2 protein-coding genes are annotated in these 16651 nt (G+C 69.7%); both read left to right on the forward strand.

Features of this window, described 5'->3' with window-relative positions; all coding sequences use genetic code 11:
- The first annotated feature begins 51 nt into the window (after nucleotides 1-51).
- Nucleotides 52-16392, forward strand: coding sequence for an amino acid adenylation domain-containing protein (locus tag E1288_RS15625; RefSeq protein ID WP_456320501.1), 16341 nt, complete (start codon nucleotides 52-54; stop codon nucleotides 16390-16392).
- The gene (locus E1288_RS15630; RefSeq protein WP_132485671.1) at nucleotides 16385-16606 is read left to right on the forward strand and encodes an MbtH family protein; all 222 of its coding nucleotides are present in this window, start codon (nucleotides 16385-16387) and stop codon (nucleotides 16604-16606) included. Before E1288_RS15625 ends, E1288_RS15630 begins: the two co-directional genes overlap by 8 nt.
- The last annotated feature ends 45 nt before the right edge of the window (nucleotides 16607-16651 follow it).

Below are 16651 nucleotides of genomic sequence, written 5' to 3' on the forward strand. Positions count from 1 at the left end.
GGGCCGGGTTGTGTTGTGGGGCTTGCGGTTCCGCGGTCGGTTGAGATGGTCGTGGCGGTGTGGGCGGTGCTCAAGGCGGGTGCTGCGTATTTGCCGGTCGATCCGGGCTTTCCGGCCGAGCGGATCGGGTTCGTGTTGGCCGACGCCGACCCGGTGCTGGTGGTGACGACCGTCGAAGCCGAACACGCGATGCCACGGGGCTTTCCGGTTCTCGTGTTGGACGATCCAGGAACCGCGGCCGCAGTGGCCGGCGCTTCGGGTGCGGATATCACTTGTGCGGATCCTGCTGCCGTGCAGCTCGATGATGCGGCGTACGTGTTGTTCACGTCGGGTTCGTCGGGGCGTCCGAAGGGCGTGGTGGTCTCTCACCGGAATGTGTGCGGGTTCGTTGCGGCCGTCGATCCGTGGTCGGGGACCCGCTCCGGGGACAGATTGCTCGCGGTGACGACCTTGTCGTTCGACATCGCCGTGGTCGAGTTGCTGGCGCCGCTGCTCGCCGGTGCGGCGGTGGTCGTGGCTCGTGGTGGTGAGGTCGGGGATCCGCGGGCGTTGGCGGCGTTGGTGGCCGACCACGCGGTGACGGTCATGCAGGCGACACCGGCTCTGTGGCAGGCGCTGGTGTCCGAAGCGCCGGGGATGATTCACGGGCTGCGGGTGTTGACCGGCGGTGAGGCCCTGCCAGAGCAGCTGGCGGTCCGGCTGCGCGGTTCGGCCGGTGAGGTCGTCAACCTCTACGGGCCGACGGAGGCCACGGTGTGGTCGACGGCGGCGGAGATCGATCGCGATGGCCGGGTGACCATCGGCCGCCCGTTGGGCAATACCCGCGTCTACGTCCTCGGCCCGAACCTGCGGCCGGTGCTTCCCGGAGTGACCGGTGAGTTGTTCATCGCCGGTTCCGGGGTGGCTCGGGGCTATCTCGGGCGTCCCGGGTTGACGGCCGGGCGGTTCGTGGCTGATCCGTTCGGTCCTTCGGGTGGGCGGATGTACCGGACCGGGGATGTGGCGCGCTGGAACCGGGATGGGGAGTTGGAGTTCGTTGGCCGGGTGGATGATCAGGTCAAGGTTCGGGGTTTCCGGATCGAGTTGGGTGAGGTCGAGGCGGTGCTGGCTGCTCATCCGGCGGTGGCGCAGTGCGTGGTGGCCGCGCGGGAGGACCGGCCGGGCGAAAAGCGCCTGGTCGCCTACGTGGTGGCCGATGCCGGTGACCCGGCTGAATTGCGGGCGTACGCGGCTCGGCGGCTGCCCGACTACATGGTCCCGTCGGCTGTGGTGGTCCTCGACGGTTTCCCGTTGACGGCGAACGGGAAGCTGGATCGGAAGGCATTGCCCGCTCCCGATTTCGGCTCCGGCGTGGTGAAGGTTCCGCCGCGGACCGAGCGCGAGATGTTGTTGTGCGGGTTGTTCGCCGAGGTGCTGGGCGTTGCGGAGGTGGGGGTAGAAGACAGCTTCTTCGACCTGGGCGGCCACTCGTTGTTGGCGACTCGATTGGCCGGCCGTGTCCGTGCCGAATGCGGTGTGGAGTTGTCCGTACGCGCGGTGTTCGAGGCACCGACAGCCGCACAGCTGGCCATCCGGATCGACACCGAGGCGGGGATGCATCACCCGGTGGCGCTGCGCGCCGAACAGCGGCCGGAAAGGGTTCCGCTGTCCTTCTCCCAACGCCGCTTGTGGTTCGTGGGAGAGCTCGACGCGACCGGCTCGGCGTACCACATCCCCCTGGCGTGGCGGATCCCCGGTGAGGTCGACAACGTCGCCCTGCGAACGGCGGTGCGGGACGTTCTCACGCGCCACGAGGCGCTGCGGACGGTATTCCCGTTCGGCGAGGACAGCGTGCCCTGGCAACAGGTCCTGGACGCCGACACCGCGCTGGAACGAGCCTTCGGTACTGCCGAAGTGGAGATCAGCTCCGACGACGTTGAGCGGGTGGTCGCGGAGCATTCTGCGCAGGCCTTCGACCTGGGGGTGGAGCCGCCGATCAGGGTGCGATCGTGGGAGATCGTCGGCGGTGGCCGTGTCCTGATGGTGGTCTTGCACCACATCGCCGGCGACGGTTGGTCGGTGGGACCGCTGGTGCGGGACTTGGCCGTCGCATACGCGGCACGGTGCACCGGCGAGGCGCCAGGTTGGCGGGAATTGCCGGTTCAATACGCGGATTTCGCGTTGTGGCAGCGGAAAAACCTGGGCAGCGAGGACGACCCCGGCAGTGCGATTTCGCGCCAGCTGGACTTCTGGAAGCAGGCTCTGCGGGACCTTCCGGAGGAACTGGCGCTTCCGGCGGACAGGTCTCGGCCGACCGTGGCGTCGTATCGGGGCCGGACTCTTTCGGCCGTCGTCGAGCCGGGTGTGCACCGGAGATTGGTCGAGCTGGCCCGGGAGTGCCGGGCGAGCACCTTCATGGTGCTCCAGGCCGCGCTCGCCGCGTTGTTGGCGCGGTTGGGTGCGGGGACGGACATCCCGATCGGAAGTCCGATCGCTGGACGTGACGATGAGGCGTTGCACGATCTTGTTGGTGCGTTCGTCAACACGCTGGTGTTGCGGACGGATACTTCGGGGGATCCGAGTTTCCGGGAGCTGCTGGCGAGGGTCAGGGAGACGAACCTGGCTGCATACGCCCATCAGGACTTGCCGTTCGAGCGGCTCGTGGAGGCGTTGAACCCGCAGCGGTCCCTGGCGCGGCACCCGCTGTTCCAGGTGGCTCTCGCGCTCAACAACGGACCCGTCGCCGCGCTCGACCTGCCCGGCGGGAACGCCGAGCCGATTGCCGTCCCCATCAGCACCGCCAAGTTCGACCTCGCCTTCACCGCGGTCGAACTCCCGGCCTCGGGGGAGCACCCCGGCGGCCTGGAGGTGTCCGTGGAGTACAGCGTGGACCTCTTCGACGCGGACACCGCCGAGCAGCTCCTCCAACGATTGCTGCGGCTGCTGGATCGGGCGTCCGCCGATCCCGATCGGCCACTGCACGAGCTCGACGTCCTCGCAGCAGCCGAGCGCCACCGGCTCCTCCACGAGTGGAACGGCGGTCAGGCGGCACCCGGTGCCGTGGTCCCCGATCTCTTCGAAGCCCAGGTCGCACGTACTCCCGACGCGATCGCGGTCCTGTGGGACGGGACGGCGGTGACGTACGCCGAGCTGAACGCGCGGGCGAACCAGTTGGCGCGATGCCTGGTCGAGAAAGGGGCCGGGCCGGAGACCGCGGTGGGGCTCGCGATCCCCCGGTCCGTCGAGATGGTGGTGGCGCTGCTCGCCGTGCTGAAGGCGGGGGCTGCATACCTGCCGCTGGATCCGGCATATCCGGCCGACCGGCTCGCGTTCATGGTGGCCGACTCCGCACCGGTGCTCCTGCTCGCCCGCAGCGACGTCGAGCAGCAGTTCGCGGCCGGCCGAATGGTCTTGGACGAACCGGGTGTCGTCGAGGCGCTGGCCCGGTACGCCGGTACCGACCTGACCGACGCCGAGCGGAATGGTCCGCTGGATCCGGCGAACCCGGCCTACGTCATGTACACCTCCGGCTCGACCGGAACCCCCAAGGGGGTCGTCGTCACGCACTCGGGGATGGCGGATTCCGTCGCGTGCGCGCACGCGGTCGTCGGCCCGGAACGACTCGCCCGCGTGCTCGCCTCGACATCGCTGAGCTTCGACACCTCGGTGCTGGAGATCTTCCCGCCGCTGACCTCCGGCGGGGCGATCGAAGTGGTACCCGATCTCCTCACCTTGGCGGAGCGCCCGCAGGTGCTGTCGGACGGCGGCCTCGTCAGCGCCGTGCCGTCGGTCCTGGCGAAGGTGATTCGCGGCCAGGAGCGGGCGGAGGGGGTGCACACGGTGATCTTGGGCGGCGAATCCTTCACCGCCCAGCTCGTCCGGGACATCCGCGCGGTCTTCCCGAACTGCCGGATCATGAACTTCTACGGGCCGACCGAGGCCACGGTCTACTCTGCGGTCTGGTACTCCGACGGCGACGAGCCGCCGCAGGCGCCGATCGGGCCGCCGGTGCCGGGCACCAGGGCTTACGTGCTGGGCCCCGCCCTGGAGCTGGTGCCCGCCGGGGTGGTGGGCGAGCTGTACATCGCAGGTGCCGGGGTGGCGCGCGGGTACTCGGGGCGTGCCGGGTTGACGGCCGAGCGCTTCGTGGCCGATCCGTTCGGCGCAGCCGGCGGGCGGATGTACCGGACCGGCGACCGGGTGCGCTGGAACCGGAACGGGGAGCTGGAGTTCCTCGGTCGCGCCGACGACCAGGTCAAGGTCCGTGGTTTCCGCATCGAACTGGGCGAGATCGAGGCGGCGGTCGCTGCGCACCCGCGGGTCGCGCAGTGCGTAGTCGTGGCGAGGGAGGAGCAGGAGGGCGAGAAGCGCCTGATCGCCTATGTCGTCCCCGAGGCCGGCGGGTGCGATCCGGCGGAGGTGCGGGCTCAGGTGGCCCGCAGCCGACCGGATCACATGGTGCCTTCGGCGGTGGTCCTGCTGGAGAGCCTTCCGCTGACCGCCAACGGGAAGCTGGACCGGAAGGCGCTGCCCGCGCCGGACTTCGGCTCAAGGAAGGCGATCACGCCGCCGCGGACGCCGCGCGAGGAATTGCTGTGCGGGTTGTTCGCCGAGGTCCTGGACGTGGACGAGGTGGGGATAGGCGACGGCTTCTTCGATCTGGGCGGTCATTCGTTGCTGGCGACCCGGTTGGTGAGTCGCATCCGCACCACGTGCGGCGTGGGGTTGTCGGTGCGTGCGGTGTTCGAGGCGCCGACGGTGGCGGAGCTGGCCGCGCGGTTGGACGGCGCTGACGAGTCGGTGCGCCCGGTGTTGGCGGGGATGGTGCGGCCGGAGCGGGTGCCGTTGTCGTTCGCGCAGTACCGGTTGTGGTTCGTGGACAAGCTGGACGCGGTTGGTTCGGCGTACCACATTCCGCTTGCTTGGCGGTTGACCGGTGAGGTCGACGTTCCCGCGTTGCAGGCGGCGGTGTGGGACGTGGTCGATCGTCACGAAGTCCTGCGGACGGCGTTCCCAGACGTGGCGGGGGTGCCGTTCCAGCGGGTGGTCGGCGATGCCCGGGATGTTCTGGACGTTCCGGTGCTCGCGGTCTCCGCGGATGACGTCGAGGAGGTGTTGGCCGATCAGGTCGAGCGGGGTTTCGACCTGTCCTGCGAGGCACCGGTCCGGGCGCGAATCCTCGTGGTGGACGAGCGCGAGGTCGTGCTCTCGGTGGTGTTGCACCACATCGCCGGCGACGGTTGGTCGGTAGGTCCCTTGCTGCGGGACCTGGCCGCGGCGTATGCCGCGCGGTTCGCTGGTGAAGCGCCGGGTTGGCGGGAATTGCCGGTGCAGTACGCGGATTTCGCGGTGTGGCAGCGGCAAGTCCTGGGCAGCGAAGAAGATCCGGACAGCGTGATCTCCCGCCAGCTGGAGTTCTGGAAGGAAGCCCTGCAGGGTCTTCCGGAAGAAAACGCCCTTCCCACCGACCAGCCGCGTCCGGCGACCGCTTCGTACCGGGGGCGGACCCATTCGGCCGCCGTCGCCCCCGAGGCGCATCGGAGGATGGTCGAACTGGCCCAGGCGTCTCAGGTGAGCACCTTCATGGTGGTGCAGGCTGCGTTGGCGATGTTGTTGACGCGGTTGGGTGCGGGTACGGACATCCCGATCGGAAGCCCGATCGCCGGTCGTACGGAGCAGGCGACCGAGGATCTGGTGGGGTTCTTCGTCAACACGCTTGTGTTGCGGACCGACACTTCCGGTGATCCGAGCTTCCGGGAACTGCTCGCGCGGGTCCGTGAGACGAACCTGGCCGCTTACGCCCACCAGGACTTGCCCTTCGAGCGGCTCGTCGAAGCACTCAACCCGCAGCGATCCCTCGCCCGGCACCCGCTGTTCCAGGTCCTGCTCACGGCCGACAACGCGCCGGCCGGGGCGCTCCAACTGCCCGGCGCCCACGTGGAGCAGGTGACGGCCGCGGCCCGGACCGCCAAGTTCGACCTCGCCTTCACCGCACTCGAGCACGGTGGGACGGACGGCGGGCTCGACCTCTTCCTCGAATGCAGCGCGGACCTGTTCCGGCCGAACACCGGCGAGGCACTGCTCTGGCGGCTGGTTCGGGTGCTGGAAGCAGTCGTGGCCGACCCCGACGTCCGGGTCGGGGACGTCGAGGTCCTGTCCGGGGCGGAGCGGCGCCTGCTGCTCGAAGCGCGGCGGGAAGCCGATGTCCCGGTCGCCACGCTGCCGGAGTTGTTCGAGGCCCGGGTGGCGGAGTCGCCGGACGCCGTGGCGGTGGCGTGCGGCGACGAGTCGGTGACCTACGCGGAGCTGAACTCCCGCGCGAACCGGCTCGCGCGGTGCTTGGCGGATCGCGGGGTGGGGCCGGAAAGCGTTGTGGGATTGGCGTTTCCGCGAACGCCCGCGATGATCACGGCGATGCTGGCCGTGCTCAAAGCCGGCGCCGCCTACTTGCCCATCGATCCGGATCAGCCCGCCGACCGGATCGCGTTCATGCTCGCCGACGCCGAGCCCGTGCTGGTGCTGACGACCACCGAGGTCGAACAGGCCCTGCCACCCGGAACGCCCCGTCTGGTCGTCGACGATCCACGCACGGCCGACGTGCTGGCCGGGATGCCGGATGCGGATCTCTCCGATGCCGATCGCGCTGCCCCGCTGCGCGTGGGCAACGCGGCGTACCTCCTCTACACCTCGGGTTCGTCGGGACGGCCGAAGGGCGTGGTGGTCGATCACGCGAACGTTGCGAGGTTGTTGGCGGTCGCCGGCTCCCGAATCGATGCGGGACCCGGCGATGTGTGGACGTTGTTCCACTCGTACGCGTTCGACTTCTCGGTGTGGGAGATATGGGGCGCGCTGGCCGGCGGCGGGCGGCTCGTGGTCGTGCCGTGGGAGGTGACGCGTTCCCCGGCGGATTTCGCGGAGCTGCTGGTCCGTGAGCAGGTGTCGGTGCTGGACCAGACCCCGTCGGCGTTCTACCAGTTGGTGCAGGCCCTGGAGGACGAGCCGTCCCGACGGGACGGTTGGCGGGTGCGCTGCGTGGTCTTGGGCGGCGAGGCCCTGGACCCGGCTCGCGTCCCGGTCTGGGAAACCGGCATGCCCGCGGTGGTGAACATGTACGGGATCACCGAGACCACCGTGCACGTCACCCACGCGGAGATCGACGCCGAGGATCGCCACGGCCGCAGCGTGATCGGCCGGCCGCTGGCGGACCTGCGGGTGTACGTGCTGGATGCGAACCTGCGACCGGTCGCGCCGGGCGTGGTGGGTGAGCTGTACGTCGCCGGTGCGGGGGTGGCGCGGGGCTATTCGGGGCGCCCCGGCTTGACGGGGCAGCGGTTCGTGGCCGATTCGTTCGGCCCTGCCGGGAGCCGGATGTACCGGAGCGGCGACTTGGCGCGCTGGAACAGCGACGGCGAGCTGGAGTACGCGGGGCGTGCCGACGACCAGGTCAAGGTGCGCGGTTTCCGGATCGAACTCGGCGAGGTCGAAACCGTCCTGACCGGCCACCCCGACGTCGCCCAGGTCGCCGCGGTCGCCCGAGAGGACCAGCCCGGCGAGAAGCGGCTCGTCGCCTACGTCGTCCCCGGCTCCGGTGGGTGCGATCCTGCCGACGTGCGGGCTCACGCGACCCGTCGCCTGCCGGACTACATGGTGCCCTCGGCGGTCGTGTTGCTCGATGCGATTCCGTTGACCACCAACGGAAAGCTCGACCGCAGTGCGCTGCCCGCGCCGGCGGTCGAAGCCGTCCGCGGGCGACGTCCGGGCAACGAGCGCGAGGAACGCCTGTGCGCGGCGTACGCCGAGGTGCTGGGCGTCGCCGAGGTGGGAGCGGACGACGACTTCTTCCGGCTCGGCGGCGACAGCATCATGACGATCCAGCTGGTGGCGAAGGCTCGTCGCGCGGGGGTTCGGATCAGCCCGAAGCAGGTCTTCGAGCAGAAGACCCCGGCGGCCCTGGCCGTCGTCGCCGAGGTCTCGGACGAGCCCGGCGCGATGGTCGGCGGTCCGGAGGCCGGACCGGTCGCGTTGACGCCGATCCTGCACTGGCTGCGCGATCGCGGCGGCCCGGTGGACCAGTACCACCAGAGCATGGTGGTGCAGGTGCCCGCGGCGGTCGGCGAAGCCGAATTGGCCAGGGCCCTGCAGGCCGTCATCGACCACCACGATGCGCTTCGGCTGAGCCTCGACGACTGGAACCTGCGGGTGCTCCCGCCCGGGACCGTTCGGGCCTCCTCGCGGCTGCGGCGCGTCGTGCTGGACGGCCCCGACTTGGACGAGGTCGTGGGCGAGCACCTCGACGACGCGGTGCGCCGCCTGAACCCCCGCACCGGCGAGCTGCTTTCCGCGACCTGGCTGGATGCGGGGAACCACTGCCCCGGCCGGCTCCTGCTCGTGGTCCACCACGTGGCCGTTGACGGGGTGTCCTGGCGGATCCTGCTGCCCGACCTGCAGGACGCGTGGTCCCAGGTCGCGGCGGGGGAAGACCAGGTGGTCCTCGAACCCGTCGGCACATCTCTGCGCGGCTGGGCCGACCACCTGGTCGAGCAGTCCCGCTCCCCGGAGCGGCTCGCCGAGCTGCCCGGCTGGCAGCTGGTGTCCGGTGTCGAGGAGCCCATGCTCGGAAACCGGCCGCTGGATCCGGCCATCGACACCTCGGCGACGCTGCGCGCGATCGAAGTCGTCGTCTCCGCCGACGACGTGCTGCCGCTGCTGACGACCGTTCCCGCCGCGTTCCGCGGCAATGTCGACGACATCCTGCTCACCGCATTGGCCTTGGCCGTGCGGCACCGGCGTGGCGGCGGCGCCGTGCTGGTGGACGTGGAGACGCACGGCAGGCAGGAGGCGGCCGGGATCGATCTGTCCCGCACCGTCGGGTGGTTCACCTGCATCGCCCCGGTCGTCCTCGATCCCGGCGAGGTGGACCGGGAACAGGTGCTCAACGGCGGCCCGGGTGCGGCGCGGGCCGTCAAGCGGATCAAGGAACAGCTGCGCGCCATGCCAGATCGCGGGCTCGGCTACGGGCTGCTGCGGTACCTCAACCCCGATGCCCGGCTCGCCGGCGCGAAGGCGCAGATCGCGTTCAACTACCTCGGCCGCTTCACCGCACCGGCCGAGGCCGCGGATTGGGCACCGGCGCCAGGGGCGGGCCTGGGAGCCGGGAGCGATCCGGATCTGCCCGCGGCCCACAGCCTCACCATCGACGCCGTGACGGAGGACGCCCCAGGCGGACCGAGGCTCGTGGCGACCTGGTCGTGGCCGGAAGGCCTGCTCGCGGAGTCAGAAGTGAGGGCCTTGGCGGCGGACTGGGTGGAGACGCTCCGGGCGTTCGTCCGCCACCCCGGCGGTGGCGGCAGCCCGTCGGACTTCCCGCTGGTTCCGCTGAGCCAGGACGACGTGGACCGCATCGAGCAGGCCGGCCCGGCGGTCGAGGACGTTCTCCCGCTGACCCCGCTGCAAGAGGGGTTGCTGTTCCACGCGTGGTTCGACGAGCTGGGGCCGGACGTGTACTTGGTCCAGCTGTGCGTGGAGCTGGCCGGTTCCTGGGACCTGCAGCGACTGCGCAACGCCGCGCAGCGGCTCTTGGATCGGCACGGGAGCCTGCGCGCCGGGTTCGACCGGCGCGGCCGGGAGCCGGTGCAGGTCGTCGCCCGGCAGGTGTCCCTGCCTTGGCGCGAGGTCGATCTGACGGGCGCGGACGATGTCGAGCAGGCGTACCGGGACCTGCTCGACCGCGACCGGCGGGAGCGGTTCGACCTGGGGCGTCCGCCGCTCCTGCGCTGCACCGCCGTGAAGGTCGGGGACGGTCGCCATCGTCTGGTGATGACGCACCACCACGTGCTGCTGGACGGCTGGTCGCTCCCGATCGTGCTGCGGGAGCTGCTCGCCCTGTACTACTCCGAGGACGAACTTCCGCCGGCTCCGGTGTGGCGGGACTACTTGGCGTGGTTGTCCGATCAGGACGGTGCGGGGGCTGTTCGGGCGTGGGCCGAGGCCCTTGCGGGGGTGGAACAGCCGACGTTGGTGGCTCCGGGCGCGGCTCGGGGCGGAGTGGTGCCGGGCCGTGTGGTCGCGGGGGTGTCGGGCGAGCTATTGGGTGGTCTGCGGGCTCTGGCCGGCGGCCGTGGTGTGACGTTGTCGTCGGTGGTTCAGGCTGGTTGGGGGGTGTTGCTCGGTCGTCTGGTCGGTAGCGGGGATGTCGTTTTCGGTTCTGTGGTGGCGGTCCGCCCCTCGGAGGTCCGGGGTGTCGAGTCGCTGGTGGGTTTGTGCGTGAACACGGTTCCGGTGCGGGTTCGGTGGTCGTCCGGAACGCGTGTTGGCGGCTTGCTGGGGGAAGTTCAGTCCGCGCAGGTCGAGTTGATGCCGCACCGGCATGTGGCGTTGCCGGAGATCCAGGGTGCGCTGGGTGTTGGTGAGCTGTTCGACTCGGTGGTGATCTACGAGAACTATCCTGCGGGACCGGACCTTCTCTCGGATGGTCCTGACTCGACCGTCGACGACGAGCCGTCAGTAGTGAGCGTCGAAGGCCGCGATGCAACGCATTACGGGTTGGCCTTGGTAGTCGTACCGGGGGACGAGCGGCTGACGTTGCGCCTGGACTACCGGCCGGATTGCTTCACCGCCGAGGAAGCGGAACTGGTCCTGCGGCGGTTCGTCCGCGTGCTGGAGTCGATGGCGGCCGATCCCGACACGCTCGTGGCGGACATCGACATCCTCACCGACGAAGAACGGTGCCAACTCCTCGAAGGCCGGAACGGACGGAGGCCTGACGTTCCGGTGTCGACTCTGCCAGAGCTGTTCGAGGCTCAGGTGGTGGAGTCGCCGGATGCCACTGCAGTGGTGTGCGGCGATGAGTCGGCGTCGTACGCCGAGTTGAACGGCCGGGCGAATCGGCTTGCTCGGCGTCTGATCGCTCTTGGTGCCGGGCCGGGTTTCGTTGTGGGGCTTGCGGTTCCGCGGTCGATCGAGATGGTCGTGGCGGTGTGGGCGGTGCTCAAGGCGGGTGCCGCGTATCTGCCGGTCGACCCGGGCTTTCCGGCCGAGCGGATCGGGTTCATGCTCGCCGATGCCCGCCCGTTGCTGCTCGTAGCGACTTCCGGGGTTGTGCCTGGATTGCCCGGCGAGGTCGATGTTCCTGTTCTGGTGGTGGATGATCCGGTCGTTCGTTCGGAGGTCGCGGGTGCAAGTCCGGACGACGTGGTCGATGTTGATCGCGTGAGCGGTTTGTGCGCGGATCACCCGGCGTACGTGTTGTTCACGTCGGGTTCGTCGGGGCGGCCGAAGGGCGTGGTGGTCACGCACCGGAATGTGTGCGGGTTCGTTGCGGCGATCGATCCGTGGTTGCGGGTTGGGCCGGGGGATCGGTTGTTGGCGGTGACGACGCTGTCGTTCGACATCGCCGTGGTGGAGCTGCTGACGCCGCTGCTCAACGGTGCATCGGTGGTCGTGGCTCGGGGTGGCGAGGTCGGGGATCCGCACGAGTTGGCGGCGCTGGTGAGTGATCACGCGGCGACGGTCGTGCAGGCCACGCCCGCTTTGTGGCAGGCCTTGGTTTCCGAGGTTCCCGAGACGTTGCGGGGGCTGCGGGTGTTGACCGGTGGCGAGGCCTTGCCGGAGCACCTGGCGACCGGGCTGCGGACCTTGTCCGAGGAGGTCGTCAACCTCTATGGGCCGACGGAGGCCACGGTGTGGTCGACCGCGGCGGAAGTCGACAGCGATGGTCCGGTGACCATCGGCCGGCCGCTGGGCAATACCAGTGTCTACGTCCTGGATGCGCGTTTGCGGCTCGTCCCGCCTGGTGTCGTGGGTGAGCTTTTCATCGCCGGTGACGGCGTGGCGCGGGGATACCTCGGGCGCGCTGGGTTGACGGCCGGGCGTTTCGTGGCCGATCCGTTCGGTCCGTCCGGTGGGCGGATGTACCGGACCGGGGATTTGGCCCGCTGGAATCGCGATGGGGAGCTGGAGTTCGTCGGCCGGGTGGATGATCAGGTCAAGGTTCGCGGTTTCCGGATCGAGTTGGGTGAGATCGAGGCGGTGCTGGCTGCTCATCCGGCGGTGGCGCAGTGCGTGGTAGCGGCCCGTGAGGACCGGCCGGGCGACAAGCGCCTGATCGCCTATGTCGTCCCCGGGACCGGCGGATGCGATCAGGCCGAATTGCGGGCTCACGTCGCCGGCAGCCTGCCCGATCACATGGTGCCTTCAGCAGTGGTCCTGCTGGAGAGCCTTCCCCTGACCGCCAACGGGAAGCTGGACCGGAGGGCATTGCCTGCACCCGATTTCGGTTCCAAGCCGGTGAAAGCACCGCCGCGGACTGAGCGTGAGGCACTGTTGTGCGAGTTGTTCGCCGAGGTGCTGGGCGTCGATGGGGTGGGGGTGCGCGACAGCTTCTTCGAACTCGGCGGACATTCGTTGTTGGCGACTCGGTTGACCGGCCGCATCCGAGCCGCGTGTGGCGTGGAGTTGTCCGTACGCGCAGTTTTCGAGGCGCCAACGGTGGCGCAGCTGACCTCGCGGGTAGAGCTCGCCGACAAGTCGGCGGGTCCGGACCCGGTGTTGGCGAGGATGGTGCGGCCGGAGCGGGTGCCGTTGTCGTTCGCCCAGTACCGGTTGTGGTTCGTGGACAAGCTCGATGCCGCGGGTTCGGCGTACCACATCCCGCTGGTGTGGCGGTTGACCGGTGAGATCGATGTTCCCTCGTTGCAGGCGGCGGTGCGGGACGTGGTGGACCGCCACGAAGTGCTGCGCACGGTTTTTCCTGCTGCGGAAGGAAATCCGTGGCAACAGGTGATCCACGACGCGGGTTCGGTGCTGGGTGTGCCGGTGGTGTCGGCAGCCGAGCTGGACCCCTTGCTGGACACCGTGGTGGATGAGCGCTTCGACCTCGTCCGAGAGCTGCCGATCCGTGCGCGGATCGCCGTGGTGGACGAGCACGAGGTCGTGCTGTTGGTGGTGTTGCACCACATCGCCGGTGACGGTTGGTCGGTGGGCCCGTTGCTGCGTGACTTGGCTGCCGCGTACGCAGCGCGATGCGCCGGAGCGGCACCGAGCTGGCAGGACTTGCCGGTGCAGTACGCGGACTTCGCGTTGTGGCAGCGGGAAGTCCTGGGGAGCGAGGAAGATCCGGGTAGCGTCATCTCCCGCCAACTGGAGTTCTGGAAGGACACCCTTCGGGATCTTCCGGAAGAACTGGTGCTCCCCACCGACCGGCCTAGACCCGCCGTGGCCTCGTACCAGGGCCGCCGAGTGGATCTCGAGGTCTCGCCCGAGCTGCACGTGGGCTTGATCCGCCTCGCCGGTGGAAGTCGAACGACGGTGTTCATGGTCGTGCAGGCCGCGCTCGCCGCGTTGCTGACGCGGTTGGGTGCGGGGACGGACATCCCGATCGGAAGTCCGATCGCCGGGCGCGACGATGAGGCGTTGCACGATCTCGTGGGGACGTTCGTCAACACGCTGGTGTTGCGGACGGATACTTCGGGGGATCCGAGCTTCCGGGAGCTGCTGGCGAGGGTCAGGGAGACGAACCTGGCTGCATACGCCCATCAGGATCTGCCGTTCGAGCGGCTCGTGGAGGCGTTGAACCCGCAGCGGTCCCTGGCCCGTCACCCGCTGTTCCAAGTGCTGCTGGTCGTCAACAACGGTCCTGCCGCGCCCCTCGGCCTACCGGACGCGGACATCGAGCAAATGACTCCGCCCGCTCGCACGGCGAAGTTCGACCTGACCGTGGAACTGACCGAGCGCAGCGGGACAGCGGGTGAGCCGCAGGGATTCGCCGGGGCGGTGGAGTTCAGCACCGACCTCTTCGACCTCGCCACCGCGCAACGGCTCGTCGCCAGGCTCGTGCGCGTCCTGGAGGCAGTCGTCGCCGATCCCGAGATCCGGGTCGGGGACATCGACGTCCTCACCGAACCGGAACGCCACCAGCTGCTCGAAGCGCGGACCGCAGAGGCCCCCGCGCCGATGGTGCACGCGGCGTTCGAGGCCCAGGCGGTGCGGACCCCGGATGCCACCGCGGTGGTGTGCGGCGGAGATTCGGTGTCCTACGCAGAGCTGAACACGCGGGCCAACCGGCTGGCCCGATACCTGGTCGCGCAGGGGACGGGGCCGGAGTCCGTCGTGGCCTTGGCGGTGCCGCGGTCGGTGGACATGGTCGTGGCGATGCTGGCGGTGCTCAAGTCGGGAGCCGCCTACTCGCCGATCGACCCCGCCTACCCGGCGGAGCGGATCGAGTTCGTGCTGGCCGACACCGAGCCGACGCTGGTGGTGACGACCACCGAGGTCGCGGCCGGCCTGCCGATTTCGGGGATACCCGCAGTCGAGCTGGACGCACCCCACGTGCGCGGCCTGATCGCAGGAGAACCTCCCAGCGATCTCGCGGACGCGGAGCGCCGGCGACCGTTGCGACCGGACCACGCGTCGTACGTCCTGCACACCTCGGGTTCCACCGGCCGCCCGAAGGGCGTGGTGATCTCCCACCGCAACCTGGCCTCCTTCTCGACGGCGGTTCAGGCCTGGGCGGGATTCGAGCCCACCGATCGGGTCGCGGCGGTCACCACGCTGTCGTTCGACCTCGCGGCCCTCGAACTGCTGGTGCCGCTGCTGACCGGTGCCGCGGTGGTGGTGTCGACCGGCAACACCCCGGAGGAACTGTCCCGGCTGGTGGCCGAGCACCGGATCTCGGTCATGCAGGCCACCCCCACGCACTGGCAGCTCCTCGTGTCGGCGGTCCCGGAGATGATCCGGGGATTGCGGGTCCTCGCCTGCGGCGAAGCCCTCCCCGACAGGCTCGGTGCCGAGCTCGCCGCCCTGGCCGGCGAGGTCGTCAACGCCTACGGGCCGACCGAGGCCACGGTGTGGTCCACCGCGGCGCGGGTGACCCGGTCGGCACCGGTGACGATCGGCCGAGCGCTGCGCAACACCCGGGCGTACGTGCTGGATCCGGGCTTGCGGTTGGTGCCGCCCGGCGTGGCGGGGGAGCTCTACCTCGCCGGCGAGGGCGTGGCCCGTGGGTACTGGGGACGCCCCGCGCTGACGGCCGAGCGGTTCGTGGCGGATCCGTTCTCCGCCGGTTCCCGGATGTACCGGACCGGGGACCTGGCCCGCTGGAACTCGGAAGGTGCTTTGGAGTTCGTCGGACGTGCCGATGACCAGGTCAAGGTCCGCGGCTTCCGCATCGAGCCAGGTGAGGTGGCGGCGGCGCTGGCCGATCACCCGCAGGTGGCCCGAGCCGTGGTGGTGGTCCGCGAGGACCGGCCGGGCGACCGGCGGCTCGTGGGCTATGTCGTGCCCGAAGCGAAACAACCTTGCGACCCGCTGGAGGTGCGCTCGCACGCGACCCGGATCCTGCCCGACCACATGGTGCCCGCGGCCGTGGTGGTGCTGGACGAATTTCCGCTGACCAGCAACGGAAAGGTGGACCGTCGAGCACTGCCGGCCCCGGACCCGCACTCGGCGAGCGCGGCACCTCGCACGCCGGACGAGGAGTTGTTGTGCGGGCTGTTCGCCGAGGTTCTCGGGATGCCGCGAGTCGGAGTCGACGACAGCTTCTTCGACCTCGGCGGGCATTCCTTGCTGGTGCTGCGCCTGGTCGAGCGGATCCGGGCGGAGCTGGGGGTGGAGATCGGGATCGGCGCGGTGTTCCAGACGCCGAGCGTCGCCGGGCTCGCACCGCACCTGTCCGGCCGAACGCGGCAGGATCCGTTCGAAGTCGTGCTGCCGATCACGCCCGACGAGGGCAAGCCGAACCTCTTCTGCGTGCACGCCGCAGGCGGTATCGCCTGGTCGTACCGCGAGCTCGCCCGGACCGCATCCGCCTTCGCCGTCTACGGAATCCAGGCGCGCGGCCTGGATCCGGCGGAGGAACTGCCCACCAGCGTGGCCGAGATCGCCGGGGATTACGCCGCGCAGATACGAACGATCCAGCGGCGTGGCCCCTACCGCCTGTTGGGGTGGTCGTTCGGCGGCGTGATCGCCCACGCCCTCGCCACGCTCCTGCAGGACGAGGGCGAGCAGGTCGAACTGCTCGCGGTGCTGGATGCCTACCCGGTCACGGCCGCCGAATCGGGGAACGCGGAACCGCCCACAGCGTACGAGATCAGGGAACTGCTGCCAGGGCTTTTCGGCACCCGCGATGAGGACGGCCTCTGGCACCGGGTCGTCGAGGGCGTCCGCCGGGTGTACAGCAACAACACCGCCCTGCTCGCTTCGAGCGAACTAGGCGTCTTCCACGGCGACGTTCTGCTCTTCACCGCCGCGCGGGAGGCGAACGGACGCGCGGCGGCGCTCGACGTCTGGCGTCCCCACGCGACCGGGGAGATCCGCACCCACCAGATCGACTGCAGGCACGCGGACATGATGCGACCGGAGTCCGCCGATCAGATCGCCCGCATTTTGATGGAGATACAGGAGGCAAGCGATGAGTAGTCCGACGAATCCGTTCGACGACGAGAATGGCAAGTTCCTCGTCCTGGTCAACGACGAGAACCAGCACTCCCTCTGGCCGTCGTTCGTCGACGTCCCGGCCGGATGGCACGTGGTGCACCCGGAGGACACCCGGCAGGCCTGTCTGGAGTACATCGAGGCGAACTGGACCGACCTGCGGCCCCGGAGCCTGGTCGAGAAGATGAAGCAGGCCTGACCCGAAGCCGAGCCGGTGAGGTCGCCCTGCGCCCGGTCCTACCGC

It is taken from the genome of Saccharopolyspora elongata, assembly GCF_004348985.1.
GTDB lineage: Bacteria > Actinomycetota > Actinomycetes > Mycobacteriales > Pseudonocardiaceae > Saccharopolyspora > Saccharopolyspora elongata.